Origin of the sequence: Leucobacter soli (assembly GCF_042659205.1) — a bacterium.
GTDB classification, from domain to species: Bacteria; Actinomycetota; Actinomycetes; order Actinomycetales; family Microbacteriaceae; genus Leucobacter; species Leucobacter soli.
Map to the genome: position 1 here is coordinate 1 of NZ_JBHSRW010000128.1, position 6,355 is coordinate 6,355.

Consider the following 6,355-nt stretch of genomic DNA (forward strand, 5'->3'; position numbering starts at 1 on the left):
GATCCGGATGTTCGCGCCGGGATCCGCCCGGCGGATCACCTCGACCCGCTCGACCGCCCACGGGTCGTCCGCGCGATCCCCCCGCGTGTGCTCGACGGGCACCACGGCGTCCGCATCCGCAGGCACCGGCGCCCCGGTCATGATCCGTACGGCCTCTCCTGGACCGATCTGCGGGTCCTCGGCGCTCCCGGACGCCACCTCGCCGAGCACCCGCAGCGCGATCGGCGATGCGGGGCCCGCTGCCGCGACGTCCGCCGCACGCAGCGCGTAGCCGTCCATCGCGGAGTTGTCCCAGAGCGGCAGATCATGGCACGCATTCGCGTCGCCGGCGAGGGTGAGCCCGTGCGCCTCGCCCACGGGCAGACTCCGGGGGGCGAGTGCCGGAACCCGGTCGAGGATCCATGCGAGGTGCTCCTCGGCCGTCACCATCGACGACCCGGCCGCATCGGCCATCCCGCACCTCCGCCCCGAGCAGTCGGCTCCTCGTTTGCTCTCTCCCGCATTCGATGCTATCCAAGAAGCGTGTCCCGCATCGCCGATCGCCGCCGCGTCACCCGTCTCACCGTCGGGCGCTCGCCGACCCGGCGCGCGGACTATCTCACCGTGGAGGAGCCGCTCGAGATCCGCGTCTTCGGCCGCTCGCTCGCGGTGACGATGCGAACGCCCGGTCACGACGTCGAGCTCGCCGCAGGCTTCCTCGTCTCCGAGGGCGTGATCCATCGGGGCGAGGACTTCTCCACGGCGCGCTACTGCGCGGGAGCCGAGTACGAGGGATCGGACGAACAGGGCAACACCTACAACATCCTCGACGTGTCGCTCGCTCCAGGCGTCGCTCCGCCCGACCCGAGCCTCGAGCGGAACTTCTACACGACGAGCTCCTGCGGCCTGTGCGGCAAGGCGAGCATCGACGCCGTGCACACGCAGACGCACTTCACCGTCGCCGACGATCAGCTCGAGATCGACGCCGCCGCCCTCGCGGGCTTCCCGGAGGCGTTGCGCGCCCAGCAGCGGGTGTTCGATCGCACCGGCGGCCTGCATGCCGCCGGACTCTTCGACGGGCGGACCGGGGAACTGCTCGTACTGCGCGAGGACGTCGGCCGCCACAACGCGGTCGACAAAGTCGTCGGCTGGGCCCTCATGAACGGTCGCCTGCCGGCACGATCCTGCGTGCTCATGGTCTCGGGACGCGCGAGCTTCGAGCTCACCCAGAAGGCGCTGATGGCCGGGATCCCGATGCTCGCGGCGGTGTCGGCGCCCTCGTCGCTGGCGGCGGATCTCGCCGAGGAGTCCGGGCTCACGCTCGTCGGCTTCCTGCGCGGCCCGTCGATGGTCGTCTACTCCCGGCCCGACCGGATCGTCGGCGCCGCACCTGAGGATGCGACGGACGACGACACAGCCGACGACACGACGGACTGATCCGACTCCGCCGATCTCCGCACCCACCGATCCCGCAGCCCTGCGGAGAGGCGGCCGTGAACCCGGCCCCGGGTCACGCCTGAGGCGGAACCCGGAGGCAGGTTCGCGGCACCGGCCGGCGGCGACGCGGTGTCACGCCGCCGCGCGCGGTGCGCCGATCCCCGGGTCGATCTGCACGGGACCCGACGCCGAAGGCCGCACGTCGAAGTCGAAGATCGAGGTCGGGATGTAGACCGTCGAGCACGAGTTCGGGATGTCGACCACACCGGAGAGACGGCCCTCGATCGGCACCGCTCCCAGCAGCAGGTAGGCCTGCTCGGGGCTGTAGCCGAACTTCGTGAGGTAGTCGATCGCGTGCAGGCACGCGCGCTGGTACGACAGGTGCGAGTCGAGGTACTTCTGCTCGCCGTCGAGGGTCACCGAGGTCCCCGAGAAGGCCAGCCACTCGCTGAACTGCGGATCGACGTTGCCCGGCATGAAGATCGCGTTCTCCGAGACGCCGTAGGTGTCCATCCCGCCCTTGATGAGGTCGACGCGCAGGTCGATGAACCCGCCCATCTCGATCGCACCGCAGAAGGTGATCTCACCGTCGCCCTGGGAGAAGTGCAGGTCGCCCACCGAGAGGTTCGCCCCGTCGACGAACACCGGGTAGAAGATCCGCGTCCCCTTGCTCAGGTTCTTGATGTCCTGGTTGCCGCCGTTCTCGCGCGGCGGAGCGGTTCGCGCGGCTTCGGATCCGACCCTCGCCCATTCTCCGCGGTCCAGTCCTCCGAGCACGGCGTGCTCGGCCTCGGGCGGCAGAGCGAGCGGCGGAACCCGATCAGGGTCCGTCGCGATGAGTGCGCCCTCACGTGCGTTCCAGGTCGCGAGCAGCTCCGCCGAAGGCGCGGTGCCCATGAGGCCCGGATGGATCAGGCCGGTGAAGGAAACTCCGGGAACGTGCCGCGATGTCGCCGTCTGCCCGTTGAAGTCCCAGACCGCCTTGTAGGCGTCCGGGAACTGCTCGGTCAGGAAGCCGCCGCCGTTCCGAGTCGCGAAGATGCCGGTGTATCCCCAGCCCTGGCCGGCGAGCGGCCCGGAGTCCTCCTGCGGGATCGGGCCGACGTCGAGGATGTCGACGATCAGCAGGTCGCCCGGCTTCGCCCCTTCGACGGCGAAGGGTCCGCTGAGCGTATGCACCGTGAGCAGGGGGGCGTCGAGGATGTCCTGCGCCGAGTCGTCGTTCTTGATCGCGCCGTCGAACCATTCACGGCAATCGACCCGGAAGCTGTCGCCGGGCTTCACCGTCGCGACCGGCGGGATCTCCGGGTGCCAGCGGTTGTGACCGAGTTTCTCCTGGTCGACGAACTTCTTATTGGAATCCAGTTTGAATATGTGTTCGGGCATCGCCCTCGACCTTCCTTCTTCTCCTTGTTGTTGCGGCGGCGGCATCGCCGCCGGACTTCCTGCCGCCGCGCTAGGAGCGCGGCAGCTTCGCGTGCAGCGGGTTGTGCGTGACCGATCGACGGCGTGCGGGGCCGGCCGCCGAGGGCAGACTCGTCACCACCTCCGGCTCATGGGCGCTCCGCGCCGCCCCGTCCATGAGGCGGAACGCCGAGCTGTCCGCCACCGAGAGGTGGGGCGCCGTGATGGCGCGGCGGGCGACCGCCCCGCAGTCGCGGCATTCCGTCTCCTGCGGCACCTCTGCCATCGGGTAGATCGCCTCGAAGCGGCAGCCCTCGACGCATCGGTAGCTGTAACTCGGCATCCGGGCCGCTCCTTTCGTCACCACCGCGCGACGACTGCTCGCAGTGGAAGATCAGTGGGGTATCGCTGGGTCCGTGACGTGCGCCGGCGCCGCTCGCTCGACCGGCCGGCCGAGCACCCACGAGATCGCCAGAAGCACCGCCCCGAGCACCGCAGCGATGATGCCCTCGGTCGCCCCGGTCGCGTAGCCGTCGCTGAGCAGCAGCAGTGCGGGAATCGCGCCGGTGAAGATGCCGAGCAGCAGCGTGAACCAGCCCGTTCGGCGCGTCAGCTGCTCCTTGCCCAGCCCGAGCACCAGGAAGAACAGGAACCAGAGCACGGCCCACGAGAACCAGATCACGCCGAACACCGGGTCGTCGAACAGGGTGAACTGCAGGATCCCGTAGACGACCGCGCAGCCGGCGACGAAGAGGGAGAACCATCCGAGCCCCTCCCCGCTCGCACCGGTCAGGATGTTCCAGGCGACGTACAGGTAGGTGAAACCGAACAGGTACAGGCCGGAGGCCCCGAGGACCACCGCCGGGTCCCCGCCCGACTGCATGATGATGATGGTCGGGAAGATCACCTGCATTCCCCCGACGAAGAGGTTCATCGCGGCCGCGGATCTCCCCGGCACGACGTCGATCAGCATGAGGCCGTTGATGAACAGAACGGCTCCGACGTACAGCAATCCCACGCTGCCCATGTCAGCATCTCCTCTCGCAGCACTGCGTGAAGAGGAAGGAAGCACCGAAATGCTTCGGTCCTGATCCGCCGGGGCATTTGCCGAGTGCCGCCGATACCCCGACGGTAACCCGGGCCATCGGGGAAGTCAATGAGGCGAGGCGCGGGCAGCGGCGGGGGCACGCGGCGATTCGCAACTCTTCAGGCGTGCGCATATGCGTCGAGAATCCGGTCAGACACACGCAGGCACGGATGTAAGCTGGGCTTCATGACGTATTTCCGGATCAGCGAAGCGGCGCGCCTGATCGGCGTGAGCGACGACACGATCCGTCGGTGGGCTACCGATGGTCTACTCGAGGCGAGCATCGACGAAAGCGGGCGGCAGGTCGTATCCGGCGCCTCCCTCGCCCAGCGCACGCTCGAACTCGCGCCGCCGCGGGACGACGACGAGCCGGTGCGACGGAGCGCGCGCAACCGGTTCACCGGGATCGTCACCGCCGTCGAGCGCTCGGGCATCGTCGCGCAGGTCGAGCTGCAGTGCGGCCCGAATCGCGTCGTCTCGCTGATGACCGCGGAGGCCTTGGACGAGCTCGGGATCGAGATCGGTTCGCGGGCGACCGCCATCGTCAAAGCCACCACGGTGATCATCGAGACTGCTCGCTGATCACCGCAGCCGAACCCGCCGGTGGCCATCCGATCAGCGCCGGCCCACACCAGGAGGACGCATGAACACCACGACGACCCGCACGATCCGGGGCCTCGCCGCTGCGGGGTTCGCTCTGGCGCTGCTGGCCGGCTGCGCGAGCGCGCCGGACGCGTCGACGGGCGGAGACGCGGAGCCGGCCCCGGCGAGCGAGCTCACGGGCACGCTCACCGTCTCGGCCGCGGCCTCGCTGCAGCCGGCGTTCGAGCAGCTCACCGCCGCGTTCCAGGAGCTGCATCCCGGAGTGACCTTCGAGGGCCTCACCTTCGATGGATCGTCCACCCTGGCGACGCAGATCATCGGCGGCGCGCCCGTCGACGTCTTCGCCTCGGCCGATGAGAACAATATGGACAAGGTCGCCGAGGAGGGCCTGCTGGCCTCCGATCCCGTGATCTTCGCGACGAGCAGCCTCCAGATCGCCGTGGCCCCGGGCAACCCGCTGGGCATCGAGACGCTGGCCGACCTCGTGAAGCCCGGCCCCGACGGCGAGTTGCCGATCGTGGTCGTCTGCGCGCCCGAGGTGCCCTGCGGCGCCGCCTCGCAGCAGCTCCTCGAGCGCGACGACGTCGCACTCGAGCCCGTCAGCGAGGAGCAGAACGTGACGGCCGTGCTCACCAAGGTGAGCAACGACGAGGCCGACGCCGGGCTGATCTACCGCTCCGACGTGCTGCGCTCCGACGGCGCCGTCGAGGGCATCGAGATCGAGGGCTCGATCGAGGCCGCGGGCAGCTATGTGATCGCCCCGCTCGCCGGATCCGGGTCGCCGGATGCCGCCCAGGCGTTCGCCGACTTCATGCTCTCCGACGAGGCGCAGTCGCTCTTCGAGCAGCTCGGCTTCGGCCCGGCGTGACCGGGTCGGGTGGCACCCGCCCGATCCACCGGGGGGTTCCGGGCACCATCATCGTCCCCGCCGTCATCGGCGGGGCGGTGCTGGTGCTTCCGCTGCTCGCGCTGCTCTCGCGCATGGACTGGGCGGCGCTGCCCCGCACGCTCGCCGCGCCCGAGACGGCGAGCACCCTCGGTCTCTCCGTGGTCACGGCATTGATCTCCACCGGGATCTGCCTCGTTCTCGGCGTCCCGCTCTCGATCGTCATCTCGCGGACCACGGGGACGACCGCCGCGCTCCTGCGCGCGGTCGTCACCCTGCCGCTCGTCCTGCCCCCGCTCGTCGGCGGCCTCGCGCTGCTCTCGCTGCTCGGCCGGGGCGGCGTGCTCGGCGACGCGCTCTCCGAGCTGGGCATCCGGATCCCCTTCACGACTGTCGCGGTGGTGATCGCCCAGACCTTCGTCGCGCTCCCCTTCCTCGTGATCTCGGTCGAGGGCGCGCTGCGGGGCCTCGACCCCGCGTACGAGGAGGCCGCGGCGACGCTCGGAGCGAAGCCGACGAGCGCCCTCTTCCTCGTCACGCTCCCGATGGTCGCGCCGGGTCTCGCCGCCGGCACCATCCTCTGCTTCACTCGCGCGCTCGGCGAGTTCGGCGCGACCGCGCTGTTCGCCGGCAACGCCGCCGGGACGACGCGCACCGTGCCGCTCGCGATCTACACGGCGTTCAACGGTGCCGGTGTTACCCAGGACACGGCGCTCACGCTCTCCCTGATCCTGATCGTCGTCTCGATCGCCGTGCTCGTCGCGCTGCGCGGGCGCACCGCGAACTGACCCGGGGCCGCACCGGGAACGGGCGGGGAACGGGCGGACGGGCGGGGTACGATGGCGGTATGTCCCGCATCACCGTCAGATACTTCGCCGCGGCCGCGGAGGCTGCCGGCCGCGAGGAGGAGGAGCGCGAGCTCGCCGAGGCGACGCTCGACGCGCTGCGCGGCGAACTGG

7 protein-coding genes and 1 pseudogene are annotated in these 6,355 nt (G+C 70.1%); 4 read left to right on the forward strand and 4 right to left on the reverse strand.

The genetic code is table 11. The features are described 5' to 3' along the window. Window positions 1-453: pseudogene (locus ACFPZL_RS08655) on the reverse strand (gephyrin-like molybdotransferase Glp); the annotation flags it as partial. Window positions 454-522: 69 nt separating this feature from the next. On the opposite strand from ACFPZL_RS08655, the gene fdhD reads away from it, so the two are divergent. Then, window positions 523-1,416 (forward strand): formate dehydrogenase accessory sulfurtransferase FdhD, encoded by an 894-nt coding sequence (gene fdhD / locus ACFPZL_RS08660; protein ID WP_218113963.1) that lies wholly within the window; start codon window positions 523-525, stop codon window positions 1,414-1,416. Window positions 1,417-1,548: 132 nt separating this feature from the next. On the opposite strand, the gene fmdA is transcribed toward fdhD, so the two are convergent. From fmdA to ACFPZL_RS08675, 3 genes are all read right to left on the reverse strand, one after another. Next, window positions 1,549-2,802 carry a formamidase gene (gene fmdA / locus ACFPZL_RS08665; RefSeq protein ID WP_218113962.1) on the reverse strand — a complete coding sequence of 418 codons (1,254 nt, stop codon included), beginning with the start codon at window positions 2,800-2,802 and terminating at the stop codon, window positions 1,549-1,551. A gap of 70 nt (window positions 2,803-2,872) precedes the next feature. Continuing rightward, the gene (locus ACFPZL_RS08670) at window positions 2,873-3,163 is read right to left on the reverse strand and encodes an FmdB family zinc ribbon protein (protein ID WP_218113961.1); all 291 of its coding nucleotides are present in this window, start codon (window positions 3,161-3,163) and stop codon (window positions 2,873-2,875) included. Between the two features lie 51 nt (window positions 3,164-3,214). Next, entirely contained in the window at window positions 3,215-3,847 is a 633-nt protein-coding gene (locus ACFPZL_RS08675; protein WP_218113960.1) for an AmiS/UreI family transporter, read from the reverse strand. A 246-nt stretch (window positions 3,848-4,093) separates the two neighbouring features. Here ACFPZL_RS08675 and ACFPZL_RS08680 point away from each other — a divergent pair, with 246 nt between their 5' ends. From ACFPZL_RS08680 to ACFPZL_RS08690, 3 genes are all read left to right on the forward strand, one after another. Beyond that, complete coding sequence (locus ACFPZL_RS08680; protein ID WP_218113959.1) at window positions 4,094-4,489, forward strand: TOBE domain-containing protein; 396 nt, start codon at window positions 4,094-4,096, stop codon at window positions 4,487-4,489. A gap of 61 nt (window positions 4,490-4,550) precedes the next feature. Beyond that, window positions 4,551-5,378, forward strand: coding sequence for a molybdate ABC transporter substrate-binding protein (modA, locus tag ACFPZL_RS08685; RefSeq protein ID WP_218113958.1), 828 nt, complete (start codon window positions 4,551-4,553; stop codon window positions 5,376-5,378). After that, a complete protein-coding gene (locus ACFPZL_RS08690) occupies window positions 5,375-6,184 on the forward strand; it encodes an ABC transporter permease (protein ID WP_236021719.1) in 810 nt (269 codons plus the stop codon). The genes modA and ACFPZL_RS08690 overlap by 4 nt, the downstream gene beginning before the upstream one ends. Window positions 6,185-6,355 lie beyond the last annotated feature (171 nt).

Excerpts from the sequence above, each read along its gene's own strand:
- ACFPZL_RS08675 (WP_218113960.1), bottom strand. The coding sequence starts at position 3,847 with ATGGGCAGCGTGGGATTGCTGTACGTCGGAGCCGTTCTGTTCATCAAC.
- ACFPZL_RS08670 (WP_218113961.1), bottom strand. The coding sequence starts at position 3,163 with ATGCCGAGTTACAGCTACCGATGCGTCGAGGGCTGCCGCTTCGAGGCG.
- ACFPZL_RS08680 (WP_218113959.1), top strand. The coding sequence starts at position 4,094 with ATGACGTATTTCCGGATCAGCGAAGCGGCGCGCCTGATCGGCGTGAGC.
- fmdA (WP_218113962.1), bottom strand. The coding sequence starts at position 2,802 with ATGCCCGAACACATATTCAAACTGGATTCCAATAAGAAGTTCGTCGAC.
- modA (WP_218113958.1), top strand. The coding sequence starts at position 4,551 with ATGAACACCACGACGACCCGCACGATCCGGGGCCTCGCCGCTGCGGGG.